Here is a 14,557-nt window from a genome sequence, read left to right on the forward strand (position 1 = left end):
ACACGTCCCCTTTTTACTGGATCAAGCCGCCTGCGGGCTTAACTGACTGGCATTACGCGCCAGCGGGCTTTTTTCATCCCGGGCGGCAATGCGTGGCTACAATGATTGCAAGATTCGTGCCCTCCATGAAACATCGCATTACCTCCCTCCTTGTGCTTGCAGCATTGACCTGCGCCTTTGGCGCGGCGCAGGCTGAAAAGGCCGACCGCAGCAAGCCCATGAACATCGAGGCCGATGCGCTGCGGCACGATGAAGTCAAACAGACCAGCGTCTTCTCGGGCCGGGTGGTGATGACCAAGGGCTCCATCGTGCTGCGCGGTGCGCGGCTGGATGTGCGCCAGGATGCCGATGGCTACCAGTCGGGCATCGTCACCGCCGAGGCGGGCAAGCGCGCGTTCTTCCGCCAAAAGCGCGACACGTTGCCAGGCGCCCCCGAGGAATTCATTGAAGGCGAAGGCGAGGTCATCGAATACGACGGCCGCACCGACAACGTGCGCTTTATCACCCGCGCCGAGCTGCGCCGCTACCGGGGCGGTGCCTTGAGCGACCAAATCACGGGCGCCGTCATCGTCTACAACAACCTGACCGATGTGTTCACGGTGGACGGGCAGAAGAAGGCCACGCCTTCGGCTGACGGCCAAACTGGTGGTGGCCGCGTGCGCGCGGTGTTGGCGCCGAAGGAGCCCGCCGCGGGTGCTGCGGCGCCTGCAGCCCCGGCCTCTGGCCCAGCGCTGCGCCCCAGCAATTCTTTGGGTGGTGGCAGCCAGTGAGTGATCGTTCCGCGCAAGCCGCTGCCCCTGGCGCATCCTCCAGCCGCCTGGAAGTCGCTCACCTGGCCAAGTCCTACGGCAGCCGCAAGGTGGTGAAGGACGTTTCGCTGGTCGTGCAAAAAGGCGAAGTGGTGGGTTTGCTCGGCCCCAATGGCGCTGGCAAGACCACTTCGTTCTACATGATCGTGGGCCTGGTGCGCAGCGATGGCGGAGACATCCGCATCGATGGCCAATCGGTGGCGCACATGCCCATCCATCGCCGCTCGCGGCTGGGGCTGTCTTACCTGCCGCAAGAAGCCTCGATCTTCCGCAAGCTCTCTGTCGAGGAAAACGTCCGCGCCGTGCTGGAGTTGCAGCGCGACGAGAACAACGCCCCGCTGTCGCGTGCGGCCATTGAAGAGCAGCTCACCTCGCTGCTGCAGGAGCTGCGCGTAGACCATCTGCGCGCCTCGCCCGCGCTGGCCCTGTCGGGCGGCGAACGCCGCCGCGTGGAAATTGCCCGCGCCCTGGCCACGCAGCCGCGTTTCATTCTGCTGGACGAGCCCTTTGCTGGCATCGACCCCATCGCCGTGATCGAGATCCAGCGCATCATCGGCTTCCTCAAGGCGCGCGGCATTGGCGTGCTGATCACCGACCACAACGTGCGCGAAACCCTGGGCATTTGCGACCACGCCTTCATCATCAGCGATGGGCGGGTGCTGGCGCAGGGCACGCCATCGGAGATCGTGGACAACGCCGAGGTACGCCGCGTGTACCTGGGCGAACACTTCCGCATGTGATGGCCAGTGTGAGTGTGGCTTTTGTGAATGGTGTGTCCGCGCTGGTGCGTGGGCTGGGGGCTCTGGCATGAAGCCCGGCCTGTCCCTGCGCGTTTCGCAGCACCTGGCCCTGACCCCGCAGCTGCAGCAATCCATTCGGTTGCTGCAGTTGTCCACGCTGGAGCTGGGCCAGGAAGTCGAGCAGATGCTCGACGAAAACCCTTTTCTCGAACGCGCCTCCGACGAAGCACCGCGCGAAGAGTTTGGCCTGGAGCATGCCAACGCCCCGGCCCAGGTTGATGAGCACAGTGCCGATGATGCTATCTATTCAGGAGCTAGCAGCGCTTCATCCACAGGCGCTGAAGGCGATTTTGATGCTTCATCAGATGCCGACCACAGCAGCAGCGCCGCTGACGAGCCCGACTGGAGCGGCGACGGCACGGTGGAGATGGCGCCCAACGACAGCGAGTGGGGTGGCGACGCCCCACCTCGCACCCGCAACGACACCGAAGGCGATGAGGCCGACGCGACCGAGTTGGCGCGTTCGCAAGAGTCCCTCACCGCCTTCCTGCACCGCCAGGCCCTGGCGCTGCGCCTGTCCGAAGTGGACAGCGCTGCTCTGCGCTTCCTGATCGAATCGCTCAACGACGACGGCTACCTGGAAGAGTCGCTGCAGGAGCTGGCCATTGCGTTGGCGGGCCCTGACGACCTGGAGCAGATCGACGAGCTGGTGCACCGCTTTACCGTGGCCCAGCGCCTGCTGCAAACCCTGGAGCCCGTGGGCGTGGGCGCCCGCAACCTGGCCGAATGCCTCACGCTGCAGCTCAGCGCCCTGGCGGCCGACGCAGACAGCACCGTGCCACCTGACGTGGTGCAGACCGCGCTGCAAATCTGCAGGCAGCCGCTGGAAATGCTGGCCCGCCGCGACGTGCGCCGCCTCACCCAGGCGTGTACCGAAGGCGGTGCTGCGGGCGAAGAGCGCACCCGCGCCGCCATGGCCCTGATTGCCCGGCTGGAACCCCGCCCCGGGCGGCGCTTTGTGGATGTGGAGCGCAACATCATCATCCCCGATGTGATCGTGCGCAAAGCCGGGCGCAGCAACGGCACCAGCGGGCAGCAGAATTTCATCGTCTCGCTCAACCCTGATGTGATGCCGCGCCTGCGCGTGCATGACATCTACGCTGGCGCCCTGCGCGGCGGCAAAGGGAGCAAGGGCGGCGAAGGCCACGCGGGACTGCAGCAGCGCCTGCAGGAAGCGCGCTGGTTCATCAAGAACATCCAGCAGCGGTTCGACACCATCCTGCGCGTCTCGCGCGCCATCGTCGAGCGGCAAAAGAGCTTTTTCACCCATGGCGAGCTGGCCATGCGCCCGCTGGTGCTGCGCGACATTGCCGACGAGCTGGGCCTGCACGAATCCACCATCAGCCGCGTGACCACCGCCAAGTACATGGCCACGCCGATTGGCACGTACGAGCTGAAGTATTTCTTCGGCTCTGGCCTGGGCACCGAAACCGGGGGCAACGCCTCCAGCACGGCAGTGCGCGCGCTCATCAAACAGTTCGTGGCCGCTGAAAGCCCCACCAAGCCCTTGTCCGACAGCCAGTTGGCCGAGATGCTCAAGGAGCAAGGCATTGAATGCGCCCGCCGCACCGTGGCCAAATACCGCGAAGCGCTCAAGATTGCGCCGGCCAATTTGCGCAAGGCGTTGTAGCTGGCCACCGCCGCTGCAGCGCCCGCGCCAGGTCCTGCGGGCCTTGGCAGCGCGCCTGCCTTGCGTACCATGCACCGGCACCACCAGAGGTACCCCCTATGAACCAACTCCAACTTTTTCTCCCCTGCGCCGCTGGTGTCGAGGGCTTTCTGGCCGACGAGGTGCACGGCATCACCGGCCTCACGGGCAACGACCTGCTGGTGGGGCGCGGTGGCGTGCTGCTGCGCAGTTCCTGGCGCCAGGCGCTGCAGCTGAACCTGCACAGCCGCCTGGCCCAGCGCGTGCTGGTGCAACTGGCGCACCGCATGTACCGCTCTGAAAACGACCTGTACGCCCTGGCCAGCGACGTGGCCTGGGAGATCTGGTTCACCACCCGCCAGAGCTTCAAGATCGAGGTCACAGCCCAGCACAGCCCGCTGCAGAGCCTGAATTTCGCTGCCCTCAAGGTCAAAGACGCAGTGGCCGACCGCTTCCGCGCCAAGACCGGCGTGCGCCCGGATGTGAACACGCAGTGGCCCGACGTGCGCATTCACCTGCACCTGACCACCGACGAAGCCACGATCTACATCGACACCTCGGGCGAGCCGCTGTTCAAGCGCGGCTGGCGCGAAGACAAGGGCGACGCCCCCCTGAAGGAAACCCTGGCCGCTGCGATGATCGCTGCCAGCGGCTGGGACCCGCACGGCGAGCACCCCCAGCCCCTGTACGACCCCTGCTGCGGCAGCGGCACCATCGTGGTCGAGGCTGCGCAGATCGCCTGCCGCATTCCCGCCGGCATGCTGCGCCGCTTTGCGTTTGAAAAGCTGCTGCCGTTCCAGGCGCACGTCTGGACTGCTATCAAAAACGAAGCTGACAGCGCAATCTGTGAAAGCCCTGTACCCATTTTTGGCAGTGATGTGGCTCACCGCATGGTGGACTTTGCCCAGCGCAACGCCGAGCGCGCGGGCGTGGCCGGTGCCGTGCAGCTGCGCGGTGGCGATGCCCTGCAGCGCATGCCGCCGTGCGAGCAGCCCGGCGTGATGCTGCTGAACCCGCCCTACGGCGAGCGCATTGCCGCCGCCGGTACCGCCGGGCGCAACGCCAACGAACGCGCCGCCGAGCGCGCCCTGGGCGCCAGCGTGGGCCGCGAGGCTGCGCACACCGACGATGGTGGCGAATTCTTCGCCCAACTGGCCACGCACTGGAAAAAGAACTACAGCGGCTGGACGGCCTGGATGCTCACGCCCGACCTCAAGCTGCCCAGCAAGATGCGCCTGAAAGAATCGCGCCGCGTGCCGATGTGGAACGGCCCCATTGAATGCCGCATGTTCCGCTTCGACATGGTCAAGGGCACCCTGCGCGAACGCCCGAACAAGGCCGAGGGCGGCGGGGCGCAGCATGCAGGTTGAGCTGCACCTGCCCGCCGAAGGCGCGCCCGGCGAACCTGCGCGCCCGGTGGTGGTGGACACCAACGTGGCGCTGGATCTGCTGATCTTCAGCGACCCGCGCACCGCCCCGCTGCGCACCCTGCTGGCCCAGGGGCGCCTGCACTGGATTGCCACGCAGGTCATGCGCGACGAATTGGAGCGGGTGCTGGCCTACCCGCACATCGTTTCGCGCATGGACTTCTACCGCGTGGATGCGGCGCAGGTGCTGGCCGCTTTTGACGCACAGGCCCGGCTGGTGGACATCGCCCCGCGCGTGGCCTACGTGTGCAAGGACGCGGACGACCAGAAGTTCATCGACTTGGCTGCGGCGCACCGGGCCATTTTGCTGAGCAAAGACAAGGCCGTGATCTGCATGCGCAAGCGGCTCCTGACGCTGGATGCCCACGTGGCCACCGCGCTGGTGCTGGACGAAAGCCTGGCCGCAGCCGCTGCTTGAAAGCCGCAGCCGCAGTCTGGGGGCAGGCGGCTTTGCTCCGAACCGTTCCCTTTATTCGTCGAAGCTGAAGTCGGCTGCCGCCACCAGTTGCCAGGCCCCGTCGCCCTTGAGCTGCAGCACTTGCGTGTGGTGCCGCAGCACGGCAGGGCGGTGGGCAATGCTCACCAGCGCCATGCCCGTGGCCCGCAGGCGTTCATACAGCGCTGCCTCATTCGCGCTGTCCAGCGCGCTCGTGGCCTCGTCCAGGATGACGATGCGGGGCGTGCGGGCCAAGACCCGTGCAAACGCCAGGCGCTGCTGCTCGCCGGTGGACAGCAGCTTTTCCCAGTCGTGCGACGCATTGAGCCCACCCACGCGTTCAGCCAGCGAGCCCAGCTGCACCTCATCGAGCAGTTCCAGCAACTGGTCGTCAGTCAGCTCGGTGGCCTGGCTGGGATAGATGATCTGGCTGCGCAGGGTATCGGGCTGCAGATAGGGGCGCTGCGGCAGGAAGAACATGTCTGCAAGGGGCGGGTGCTGCACGGTGCCCTGGCCGGTGCGCCACAGCCCTGCCATCGCGCGCAGCAGCGAGCTTTTGCCGCAGCCGCTGGGGCCGGTGATGAGCAGGGCGTCTCCGGCTGCCAGGGTGAGGGAAAGGTCCTGCACGAGCAGACGGCCAAACTGCGGCGTGTGCAGCGTCAGCCCCTCCAGGGCCAGGGTGTCGCCCTCGCGGGTGATGATCTGGGCGCCATCGTGGGGTGCCGGGGCTGCGTCCTCGCTGGTGGGCGGTTCTGCCCAGGGCGTCGGGGCCGCAGGTGTTTTGAGCACGACCTGCGACAGAGCGTGCAGGCGGTCAATCCCGGCGACGAAACGGCTGAGGCTTTCGAAGTTGTCCACGATCAGCGACACAGCGGCCAGCACCGCCGCAAAAGCGCCAGCCGCCTGGATGGCACGCCCCACCTCCAGCTCGCCACTGAGCACGTCGTTGGCCAGGATGATGGCGGGCAGCACCAGCGTGAGCTGGCTGAACCCGCGCTGGTACAGATTGAGCGAGCGTTGCTTCTTGATCAGCTTGGCAAAGTTGCTGAACACGGCCTCGAACCGTTGGTTGAGCTGGGCGCGTTCCTGGGGCTCGCCCCGGTAGAAAGCGATGGACTCGGCGTTTTCTCGCAGGCGCATCAGGCCGAAGCGGAAGTCGGCCTCGCGCCGGATCTGCCAGAAATTGAGCCGGATGAGCGGCGCCCCGAACAGGTACAGCGCGCCAAAGGTGCCCAGCAGTGCGTACACCGCCAAAAACGCCACCAGCGTGTGCGAGATGGACCACAGCACCGCGCTGAACGCGACCAGCTGCATCAGCGAGCCCAGGAAGATGAGCAGGAAGTGCGTGGAGCGGCCGGTGAAGGTGTTGATGTCTTCGCTGATGCGCTGGTCGGGGTTGTCGATGTCACGGGCGTTGCCGATGTCGTAGTACTTGCGCTCGCTCAGGTAGCCATCCAGAAACCGGTGCGTGAGCCAGCGGCGCCAGTGGTTGGAGAACGCATCGCGCATGTAGTAGTAGAAGGCGTACACGGGCACCGCCACTGCCACCACCATCAGGCTGGCGCGCACCGCGTCCCAGAAGCGGTCCACCTGCTTGGCGGCCAGGGCCGATGTGAGTTCGCCGGTCTTGTCGATCAGCATCACGGCGAGCTGGGTCTCCAGCACCATCAGGCCGACCAGCAGGGCCAGCAGCCCCCAGGCCATGCGTTTCTGGTCGCCCAGCCAGTAGGGGCGCGCCACGCTCATGAACTGCTTCCAGGCAGACCAGGAGAGCGTGGGCGGGCGACGGCGGCGGGGCTTCTGGTTGGGGGGCGGTGCGGCTGCAGGTGCAGGTGCAGCCGCCGTGTCGGTCAGGGCTGTCGCAGGAGTGGTGTCTGGCATGTAACGGTAGAAAAATAAGGGTGCGAAGCAGCTGGCTGAACCATAGGGGATGCGCCCACCCCGCATCTGTCAGCCAAAGCCGACTCGGCAGTTCAGACTGGCGCGCGTACTGAGTCTGGCCTTTTGCCTTTTTGCCTTCTGCTCCCGATATATCTGCCCTGGCTGCAGGCGCCCACAGGGTGCGCTGCGCGTGGGCGCATGTCAGGGGCGCAGCAAATCGTACGCCGCCCGCACCCGCTGCACATCACGCCCCAGCTTGCGGCTTTGGGGCAGGTGGCGGGCAAAACGCATGCGGTGCATGGTCTGCTCCATCACCTCTTGCAGCGCCGGGCCACGGGCCTGTAGCCACTGCGCCCACAGCGGGCGGGCATCTTCCAGCGCGCCGCACTGGCGCAGGTAGATGGCGGTGGAATGGGCGTAGCACAGTGCATCGCGGCCATGGCACAGCGGCAGGGGCAGCACGGCCGTGGGGTCGTCTTCAAAGTCGATGTAGCCCACCACCCCGTCGGGGCAGCGCACCAGGTTGCGGGCAAAGGCCTGGCTCAGGCAGGTGCCCTGGTTGTGCACCAGCTCTATCGCGCGCAGCCCTTGCAGCCACAGGCGCAGCACGGCCTCGGGGCCTGCGGGCACGGCGGCCTCGATCTCGTTGCCCAGCGAAGGCGTCTGCTCTGCCGGCCGCCCCAGGTGGCGCATGATGAAACCGTCTTCCTGCGCTGCCAGCACGGTGGGCACGCGCAGCCCGCGTGCGGCCAGATCGCGCAGCCGCTGCACTTCGGTGGCAATGGCCGTGTGGCCGCCCAGGTTGGGCACCGGGATCAGCACCGGCAGACCAAACAGCGTGGCCAGCGCACCCAGCACCCGGTAGCGCGCCATGCCATGGGGCGTGTTGGCTTTTTTCACCCACACCTGCTCATCGCCCAGGCGGTAGCTGGCCACGTTGAACTGCTGCACGGCCAGCTGGCGGGCCAGGTAGGCGGCATAGTCCACAGGCGGCTGGGGCGCGTCAGCGGGCGGGGTGATGGTGGGCAAATTCATGAAAGCGCAGGGCACGGCTGCACCACGGTGCGGGCCTGAAAACGGGGGCACAGGCTCTTTGAAAAGGTTCTCAGGGCACCGGTGGGCAAGGGCGCTATTGTGCCGCTGTCGCGGCCGTGGGCTGGCCGTGGGGTGTGCTGCCGGATAAACTCGCGGCCTCGGCGCTGCGCCACAACCGCTGGCGCGCCTGCAAGGCCCAGCGCACCCCGCCTGCCCCTTCGCCCTATCGGAGCCTACCCATGAATCCCACCGAATCCACTGCGCCCCAGGGCGATGCTGAACTGAACGCCACTTCCTCGGCTGCCGCCCCGGCGCTGGGCTTGACGGCTGCCGAACTGGAAGAGCTCGACAACCTGCTGGACGACCTGCGCACGCGCGGCGAAGAAATTCCGCAGTGGGAGTTCTGCGATGGCTTCATGACGGCCGTGATCTGCAGCCGCCGCCCCATCGCCCCCGCCGAATACCTGCCCATGCTGCTGGGCGATGGCGCCGAGCTGGAAGTGGCCGAAGGCGAGCCGCTGCCGCTGCTGCCCGCCTTTGCCGATGCTGCCCAGCAAGCGCGCTTTCTGGAGCTGTGGGACCGCCGCTGGAACGAGATCGTGACCCAGCTCGACGCTGACGTGAAGACGCTGGACGATGAGCGCACCTTCCAGCCCGAAGCGATGGACATGCGCGGCGCTGTGGCCAGCCTGCCCGAAGCCGAGCGTGCTGAAATGGAAGGCCAGGAAATCCCCTCCTTCGGCCAGGTGTGGGCTCTTGGGTTCATGTTCGCGGTGGAGAACTGGCCCGAAGACTGGGCCGCCCCCCGCGACAAGGAAGCCGCCCAGTGGCTGGACGATGCGCTCGACAGCATCGTCGCGCTGACCGAAGACGACACCGGCAAGCCCGAAGTCTGCATGTACAACGAAGACGGCCCACCCAGCACCAGCCAGGCGCGCGTGGAAGCCTTCGGCGAAGCCATCTGGGCCGTGTATGACCTGCGCCAGCTGTGGAAGAGCATGGGCCCGCGTGTGGAAACCTTGCGCAAGGCCCCCGAGCCCGGCCGCAACGATCCTTGCCACTGCGGCAGCGGCAAGAAGTACAAGAAGTGCCACGGGGCATAACCTCTGGTACTACATTTTTGATAGCTGGTTGCGCTTGTAGCCAGTGCGCGGGAGGCTGATAGGCCCGCGCTTTTCTCTCAGCCTCCTGTTGCCAGGGGCGCTACGGCTGTCCGTCGAACGTGTCGATGTCTTCTGGCAAGGTGACCCACGCAAGGCGGCGCCGCGTCCAGATCTGGCGCTGCGGCGTGCCCAGCTCGTGCCTTTGCGTGATGGTTCCGAGCCGCAGGGAATAGGTCTGCGGATTGTCCGCCGCGCAGGCATACAGTGCGCTTCCGCAGACGTCGCAGAAGGCCAGCACACGCCGGTTGCCGCTGGCCGCCGTCTTGATGTACGTGCGGGGTGTGCCGCGGGTGAGCCGAAAGCCTGCCGCCGGGGCCGGGATGTTGGTACGAAAGGCGGAGCCGGAATGCGCTTGGCAATCCGTGCAATGGCACACCGTCGCAGTGCCAGGGTCCACCTGCGCTTCGTAGGCGATTGCGCCGCAATGGCATTGGCCTTGCACCTGCATGGCACCTCCTTGTGCGTGGGTCGTGTTCGCCAGCTGGTGCAGGTTCAGGCTTGCGCCAGAAACTTCTTCAAGTTCCCCGCTGCGGTGTTGCGCACCTTGCGCTTGAGTGAGGGCGACCAGCCCAGCAGCAGCCCCGGCGCACCCAGTGCCTGCCGCGCCCAGCGCCAGAAGTTGAAACGGTCGCGGTGGGTGGCGATCAGTCCGTCGGGTGTGAAGGTGAAGGTGCCGTTGATGATGTTGTGCACCGTGCGGCCGGTAGCGCTGAAGAGGTAGTGCGCCTCCCAGTGCGCGCGGCCGCCGTTGGCGTCGGCTTCGATGCCGCTGTACTCCAGCTTCCAGTGCTTGGCCGCGGCGGGCTTTTGGGCGGCGCTGCACAGCATGCGCCACATGCCGCCGATCTGCTCGCGGCCTTTCAGCGAAAAGGCCTCGTCTTCAAACGTCGCATCCGGCGCATAGCAGGCGGCCATGGTGGCGTGGTCAAGCTGGTTGAAGGCGGTGTAGAAGCGTTGCAGGGTCTGGGCGTTGGGGTGCATGCGGTCTCCTCCTGAATGTGGGGGGGCATGCTACCCGCAGCGCGGCGGCTGCAGTGCCGCCTGGGCGATGTTGCCTGTGTTTGTCTGGATGACTTTCCGTTGAATTAGCGGGGTGCAGGCGGGGGTGCTTGCAATAGGGCGTTCAACCGCGCGCATGCCCAGGCCAGTGTCTGCTGGCGCACAGCGGCGCGGTCGCCGTCAAAGCGGCGGGTGGCGGTGGTGATGTTGCCGTTCACGTTCCAGCCAAACCACACGGTGCCCACGGGCTTGTCGGCAGTGCCGCCGGTGGGGCCTGCAATACCGGTGACGGCCACGGCCACTTGCGCGCGGGAATGGGCGACGGCGCCTAGGGCCATGGCGCGGGCCACGGGTTCGCTCACGGCGCCGTGGGTGGCGATCAGCCCGGCAGGCACGCCCAGCAGTTCGGTCTTGGCCTCGTTGGAATAGGTGACGAAGCCGCGCTCAAACCATTGGCTGGAGCCCGCCAGGTCGGTGCAGGCGGCGGCGATCATGCCGCCGGTGCAGCTTTCGGCGGTGGCCAGCATCCAGCCACGGGCCAGCAGGGTGGTGGAGATTTGAATCAAATCGGCCTCCAGCGCCTGATTGGTAAGCGCTGGCAGCTCACTTTTTGATAGTGATTGGGCGGTGGTGGGTGCTGCGGGGTTCATGCGAAGAACCTCCACAGCGCAATCGCCAGCAGCGTGCAGAAGGCGGCCACAAAGTCATCAAACAGAATGCCCCAGCCACCGCGCCAGCCAAAGCCTTTGAACAGGCTGTCAGCCCATCCCACGGGGCCGGGCTTGGCGGCGTCAAAAAAGCGGAACAGGGCAAAGGCCACGATCTGGCCCATGAGGCCCATGGGCATGGCCAGCCACAGCACGAGCCAGAAGGCCACGATTTCGTCCCACACGATGGCGCCGGGGTCGGCCACGCGCAGGTTGCGGGCGGTGGTGGTGCAGGCCCACCAGCCCACCAGCGCGCCGCCTGCAATCAGCAGGCCCATTTGCGCAGCACTGAGCCAGGGCATGAGCACCAGGAACGACATCCAGCCCCACAGCGTGCCCACGGTGCCGGGGGCGAACGGCGAGAGGCCGGAGCCAAAGCCCAGCGCTATGGCGTGGGCCGGGTGTGCCAGCATGAAGGCGGCGCTGGCGCGGCGCGGGGCGGCCACGCCAGGGGCTGCTGCTGCAGAAGTCGGGGAAGCGAAGGTCATTGGCGTTCCTGCACGTCCAGGTCTTTGGCGTAGCGGATGGTGTGATCGGCGCTGAACTGCGCGGTGGCCCCGGCGGCCAGCGGCTGCTGCCAGGCCACGGTGCCGGGGGTACGGTTCCAGGCCAGGTCGGCGGGCTGGGGCTGGGGCTGGTAGCGCGATTCGACCTCGATCTTCTCGTTGCGCGAGACGGGCGCGGCGTGCAGCACCTGCAGCGTGACGGGAGTCTTGTGGCGGTTTTCCACGGTGTAAGCGCGGCGGGTGCGGCGCTCCACGCGCGAGCCGGTGAAGCCGGCGCTGCCCGTCAAATCCTGCACGGGCTCGGCGCGCACGGTGACCAGCTCGTCGCGCCCAAAGGCCAGGCTGCTGGTGCCGTTGGCGCTGGTGGCCGCGGCAAAGTCGATGCGGCCTGTGCCCACAAAGGCGCCGTCGCGGTACAGGTTGGCATGGCCCGCCGGCCACACGCCCGGGGGCGGTGCCAGTTCGGCCACGAGGTAGGCGGCTTCTTCCATGGCAGGCGCGGTGCGCGTGATGAGGGTGGCGGGCGCGGTGTAGCTGCCCAGGGCCAGCGTCACGCGCTGGCCGTTGGAGGGCACGGTGATGCGCTGGGGCACGGCAAATTCGGTGGCAAAGGCCTTGTCGGTGCTGGTCACTTCGAAGCTGGGCAGGGCGTCCTCAGCCAGGTTGCGGCGTGCCAGGGGCGATGCGGGGGCAGGGGCTGCCATGGCCATGGCGGGCACCGGCGCGGCCTTGGGGGTGGGCGGTGCAATGTCCAGCGTCCACGGCCGGGGCAGGCGGCCCTGGGTGGTGCGGCTGGGCTGGCCGGTGGAGAGGGTGAGCTGCACGTTGCTCCAGTCTTCGCCGCTGTTTTGCGCCACCAGGGCCTGGCGTTCCAGCAGCACGCTGGGTTTGGCGGCATCGAGAGTGGCGCGGTAGGTGGGCTGCCAGCCGGTGCCGCGCACCTGGTAAGACAGGCGCAACTCGGCTTCGCGGTCGGTGGCCAGCGTCACGGTGACGGAGACCACCTGCGCGCGCTGGCTGGCTGTGCGTTCGCGTTCTGCGGTCAGGGGCTTGAGGGCCAGCTCCAGTGCCTCTTGCTTGCGCTGCAACTGGTGCGCGCGGGTTTGTGATTCGTGCGCCGACTTGCGCAGCGCGTCGGCGGTGGCAGCGATCTGTGCGGGCGTGGTGGCTTGCAAGCGGCCGCCGGGCGCTTCAGTGCCAGCTCCCCCGGTCGCTACGTTCTTCAGGTAGCCATCGACCAGTTGCAGCGAGGCGGCTTCGGCCTTCACGGCGGCGATCTGGTCTTCCAGCTCGCGGATGCGGCCGTCCAGCGGGCTGGCGCAGGCGGCCACCACGTCGCGGTCTTCGGTGCGCACATTGAATTCGCCCACGCGCACGGCGGCGTCGGCGTGGATCTGCAGGCTTTGCGCATCGAGCGACGCAGGCAGGCAGCCCAGCGTGATGCTGCGCGCACCGGCGGGCACCTTGGCCACGCGCTCGACCGTGGCGCTGCCGGGGTACACGGTGACGCGGGCAATCCGCGAAGTCACTGGCGAGGCAGTGTCTTGCGCCAGGGCCGGGTTGGCGGCAGCCACCCAGGCAGCGGCCAGCGCAACGGCGGCGGTGGAGGCAAGAGGGCGCAGGGATGGCTTCACGGTGGGGCTCCGGTAGCGCAGCGCAGGGCGTGCGGGGTGTTGGGGTGGGCGAATCCTAGCAGCGAGAGGGCGCGGCGCTGCCCATCTTTACGGCTTGTTTATGTCGGGTTAAGGCGCCCTTCATCCCCCAGGGCTATCGTGAGAAGTCTCATAAAACAAATACAAGGTCGATGATGAAGAAGGTTCTGGGAAGCACGCTGGCGCTGGCGGTGTTGTTGTGGGCGATGACGGTGCCGTGGCAAGACCCGGCCATGAATGTCTGGTGGTGGCGCAACCAGATCCTGCTGCTCACCGGGCTGGGGGCCTGGGCGCTGATGTCGCTCATCATGGTGCTGTCGCTGCGCCCGGTGTGGCTGGAGCGGCCGCTTGGCGGCATGGACAAGATCTACCGCCTGCACAAGTGGGCGGGCATTGGGGCCATCGTGCTGTCGCTGCTGCATTACGGCACGCAGCTGTCCAAAGACCTGCTGATCGCCCTGGTGGGCCGCCCTGTGCGGGCTCCGCGCGCGGACTGGTGGCTCAACACCTTCCGCCACTTGGCGGAAGACATGGGCGAGTGGGCGGTTTGGTTCCTGGCCGCCATGCTGGTCATCACGCTGTGGCAGCGGTTTCCGTACCACGTCTGGCGCTATCTGCACAAACTGCTGGCTGGGGTGTACCTGGTGCTGGCCTTCCATGCTGTGGTGCTGGTGCCGCCCGCTTGGTGGGCGCAGCCTGCGGGTGCGTTCGTGGCCGCGGCCTCGCTGGTGGGCGTGCTGTGCGCAGTGCGTTCGCTGGCCGGGCGCATTGGCGGCAGCCGCCGCCATGCGGCCCAGGTGGTGGATGTGCAGGTGCACCCCAGTGGTGTGGTAGAGCTGGAATGCCGGGTGCAGGGCACCTGGAAGCATCGGGCCGGGCAGTTTGTGTTCCTGACCCTGCAAGCGGGCGAGGGGCACCACCCCTTCACGCTGGTCAACGCCGATACCGGCGACGGCCGCCTGCGCTTTGCCATCAAGGCGCTGGGCGACTACACCGCGCGACTGGCGCAGCAGGTGGCCGTGGGCCAGCAGGTGTGGGTGGAAGGGCCGTACGGGCGATTCGACTTCCGCCAGGACCGTGCCCCCGAGCAGGTGTGGGTGGCCGCAGGCATTGGCGCCACGCCGTTTGTGGCCTGGCTGGAATCGCTGGTGGCCAACCCGGCCCAGGCCCCGGTGGTGCAACTGCACTACTGCGTGCGCAACGCCCAAGAGGCCGTGTTTGCCGAGCGCATGCAGCAGCTGTGCGCGCAGCTGCCCAGCGTGACGCTGCACATTCACCACAGTGACGTCACCGGCAAGGTGGCCGCCGACGCATTGCTCGCCAGCGCCGGGCCCCAGGCCAGCGTGTGGTTCTGCGGGCCGCAGGGCTTTGGCCAGGCGCTGCGCGACACCATGCAGCGCCTGGGGCGCAGGCAAGGGCGCTTTCACCAGGAGCTGTTTCAGATGCGCTGAGCGGGGCGCCTTCTTCCGGGGGCTCCCACAGGGCGCTCTGGCT

General features: G+C 67.2%; 14 protein-coding genes. 7 read left to right on the forward strand and 7 right to left on the reverse strand.

Going from position 1 to position 14,557, the window contains the following annotated elements:
- The first annotated feature begins 125 nt into the window (after positions 1 to 125).
- The 5 genes from lptA (at position 126) to IHV84_RS17570 (ending at position 5,102) form a co-directional block, all read left to right on the forward strand.
- Positions 126 to 770, forward strand: coding sequence for a lipopolysaccharide transport periplasmic protein LptA (gene lptA / locus IHV84_RS17550; protein ID WP_198847825.1), 645 nt, complete (start codon positions 126 to 128; stop codon positions 768 to 770).
- Positions 767 to 1,549, forward strand: coding sequence for an LPS export ABC transporter ATP-binding protein (lptB, locus tag IHV84_RS17555; RefSeq protein WP_044396404.1), 783 nt, complete (start codon positions 767 to 769; stop codon positions 1,547 to 1,549). The genes lptA and lptB overlap by 4 nt, the downstream gene beginning before the upstream one ends.
- A gap of 67 nt (positions 1,550 to 1,616) precedes the next feature.
- Complete coding sequence (gene rpoN / locus IHV84_RS17560) at positions 1,617 to 3,239, forward strand: RNA polymerase factor sigma-54 (protein WP_198847826.1); 1,623 nt, start codon at positions 1,617 to 1,619, stop codon at positions 3,237 to 3,239.
- A 98-nt stretch (positions 3,240 to 3,337) separates the two neighbouring features.
- Positions 3,338 to 4,627: a class I SAM-dependent RNA methyltransferase gene (locus IHV84_RS17565; RefSeq protein ID WP_198847827.1), complete on the forward strand. Its 1,290-nt coding sequence runs from the start codon at positions 3,338 to 3,340 to the stop codon at positions 4,625 to 4,627.
- The gene (locus IHV84_RS17570) at positions 4,617 to 5,102 is read left to right on the forward strand and encodes a putative toxin-antitoxin system toxin component, PIN family (RefSeq protein ID WP_198847828.1); all 486 of its coding nucleotides are present in this window, start codon (positions 4,617 to 4,619) and stop codon (positions 5,100 to 5,102) included. The genes IHV84_RS17565 and IHV84_RS17570 overlap by 11 nt, the downstream gene beginning before the upstream one ends.
- A gap of 51 nt (positions 5,103 to 5,153) precedes the next feature.
- Here the strand turns inward: IHV84_RS17570 and IHV84_RS17575 are convergent, their stop codons facing one another.
- Both IHV84_RS17575 and IHV84_RS17580 read right to left on the reverse strand, forming a co-directional pair.
- Positions 5,154 to 6,866, reverse strand: a complete 1,713-nt coding sequence (locus IHV84_RS17575; RefSeq protein ID WP_198847847.1) for an ABC transporter ATP-binding protein/permease — start codon at positions 6,864 to 6,866, stop codon at positions 5,154 to 5,156.
- Between the two features lie 336 nt (positions 6,867 to 7,202).
- The gene (locus IHV84_RS17580; RefSeq protein WP_198847829.1) at positions 7,203 to 8,036 is read right to left on the reverse strand and encodes a hypothetical protein; all 834 of its coding nucleotides are present in this window, start codon (positions 8,034 to 8,036) and stop codon (positions 7,203 to 7,205) included.
- Positions 8,037 to 8,275: 239 nt separating this feature from the next.
- Here IHV84_RS17580 and IHV84_RS17585 point away from each other — a divergent pair, with 239 nt between their 5' ends.
- Positions 8,276 to 9,139 carry a UPF0149 family protein gene (locus tag IHV84_RS17585; RefSeq protein WP_233100101.1) on the forward strand — a complete coding sequence of 288 codons (864 nt, stop codon included), beginning with the start codon at positions 8,276 to 8,278 and terminating at the stop codon, positions 9,137 to 9,139.
- A 100-nt stretch (positions 9,140 to 9,239) separates the two neighbouring features.
- Here the strand turns inward: IHV84_RS17585 and IHV84_RS17590 are convergent, their stop codons facing one another.
- The 5 genes from IHV84_RS17590 to IHV84_RS17610 form a co-directional block, all read right to left on the reverse strand.
- Complete coding sequence (locus IHV84_RS17590; RefSeq protein WP_198847830.1) at positions 9,240 to 9,647, reverse strand: GFA family protein; 408 nt, start codon at positions 9,645 to 9,647, stop codon at positions 9,240 to 9,242.
- Between the two features lie 44 nt (positions 9,648 to 9,691).
- Complete coding sequence (locus IHV84_RS17595) at positions 9,692 to 10,180, reverse strand: nuclear transport factor 2 family protein (RefSeq protein ID WP_198847831.1); 489 nt, start codon at positions 10,178 to 10,180, stop codon at positions 9,692 to 9,694.
- 104 nt (positions 10,181 to 10,284) lie between these two features.
- The gene (locus tag IHV84_RS17600; RefSeq protein WP_198847832.1) at positions 10,285 to 10,848 is read right to left on the reverse strand and encodes a CinA family protein; all 564 of its coding nucleotides are present in this window, start codon (positions 10,846 to 10,848) and stop codon (positions 10,285 to 10,287) included.
- Positions 10,845 to 11,393, reverse strand: coding sequence for a phosphatidylglycerophosphatase A (locus IHV84_RS17605; RefSeq protein ID WP_198847833.1), 549 nt, complete (start codon positions 11,391 to 11,393; stop codon positions 10,845 to 10,847). Before IHV84_RS17605 ends, IHV84_RS17600 begins: the two co-directional genes overlap by 4 nt.
- The gene (locus tag IHV84_RS17610) at positions 11,390 to 13,045 is read right to left on the reverse strand and encodes a DUF4139 domain-containing protein (protein WP_198847834.1); all 1,656 of its coding nucleotides are present in this window, start codon (positions 13,043 to 13,045) and stop codon (positions 11,390 to 11,392) included. Before IHV84_RS17610 ends, IHV84_RS17605 begins: the two co-directional genes overlap by 4 nt.
- 173 nt (positions 13,046 to 13,218) lie before the next feature.
- Between IHV84_RS17610 and IHV84_RS17615 the strand changes: the two genes are divergently transcribed.
- On the forward strand, positions 13,219 to 14,514 hold the full coding sequence (locus IHV84_RS17615; protein ID WP_198847835.1) for a ferric reductase-like transmembrane domain-containing protein: 1,296 nt from the start codon (positions 13,219 to 13,221) through the stop codon (positions 14,512 to 14,514).
- Positions 14,515 to 14,557 lie beyond the last annotated feature (43 nt).

This window comes from Acidovorax sp. IB03 (assembly GCF_016406015.1).
GTDB lineage: Bacteria > Pseudomonadota > Gammaproteobacteria > Burkholderiales > Burkholderiaceae_C > Acidovorax > Acidovorax temperans.

Coding starts and splice junctions, on each gene's coding strand:
- lptA (WP_198847825.1), top strand. CDS start 126: ATGAAACATCGCATTACCTCCCTCCTTGTGCTTGCAGCATTGACCTGC.
- rpoN (WP_198847826.1), top strand. CDS start 1,617: ATGAAGCCCGGCCTGTCCCTGCGCGTTTCGCAGCACCTGGCCCTGACC.
- IHV84_RS17565 (WP_198847827.1), top strand. CDS start 3,338: ATGAACCAACTCCAACTTTTTCTCCCCTGCGCCGCTGGTGTCGAGGGC.
- IHV84_RS17570 (WP_198847828.1), top strand. CDS start 4,617: ATGCAGGTTGAGCTGCACCTGCCCGCCGAAGGCGCGCCCGGCGAACCT.
- IHV84_RS17575 (WP_198847847.1), bottom strand. CDS start 6,866: ATGAGCGTGGCGCGCCCCTACTGGCTGGGCGACCAGAAACGCATGGCC.
- IHV84_RS17580 (WP_198847829.1), bottom strand. CDS start 8,036: ATGAATTTGCCCACCATCACCCCGCCCGCTGACGCGCCCCAGCCGCCT.
- IHV84_RS17585 (WP_233100101.1), top strand. CDS start 8,276: ATGAATCCCACCGAATCCACTGCGCCCCAGGGCGATGCTGAACTGAAC.
- IHV84_RS17590 (WP_198847830.1), bottom strand. CDS start 9,647: ATGCAGGTGCAAGGCCAATGCCATTGCGGCGCAATCGCCTACGAAGCG.
- IHV84_RS17595 (WP_198847831.1), bottom strand. CDS start 10,180: ATGCACCCCAACGCCCAGACCCTGCAACGCTTCTACACCGCCTTCAAC.
- IHV84_RS17600 (WP_198847832.1), bottom strand. CDS start 10,848: ATGAACCCCGCAGCACCCACCACCGCCCAATCACTATCAAAAAGTGAG.
- IHV84_RS17605 (WP_198847833.1), bottom strand. CDS start 11,393: ATGACCTTCGCTTCCCCGACTTCTGCAGCAGCAGCCCCTGGCGTGGCC.
- IHV84_RS17615 (WP_198847835.1), top strand. CDS start 13,219: ATGAAGAAGGTTCTGGGAAGCACGCTGGCGCTGGCGGTGTTGTTGTGG.